The organism is Burkholderia sp. SIMBA_062 (assembly GCF_046534765.1).
Taxonomy (GTDB): Bacteria; Pseudomonadota; Gammaproteobacteria; order Burkholderiales; family Burkholderiaceae; genus Burkholderia; species Burkholderia ambifaria.
On sequence record NZ_JAWRYD010000676.1, the window covers coordinates 1 to 231 of the forward strand.

Below are 231 nucleotides of genomic sequence, written 5' to 3' on the forward strand. Positions count from 1 at the left end.
GCCCGGCGCGGCGAACACGGTGCCGTCCTGGCTCTGCACCTGCACGACGCGGCTGCCGCGCAGCACCTCGTGCGCATAGCCGACGCGAAGCTGCACGTCGAGCGACCGCATGGCATCGCCGAACGCCTTGTCGAGCGACACGCCCACATAAGGCTGAAGGCTGCGCGCGTTGTCGGGGCCGACGTTCAGGTTCTGGCCGTTCGCGCCGCTCTCGCCGAAGCCGCTGCCGCG

At 71.4% G+C, this 231-nt stretch carries 1 protein-coding gene; it reads right to left on the reverse strand.

Annotated features, from left to right (window positions below):
• Positions 1 to 231 (reverse strand): autotransporter domain-containing protein (locus SB786_RS37890; RefSeq protein ID WP_410731794.1); only part of this gene is annotated, 231 nt, incomplete at both ends.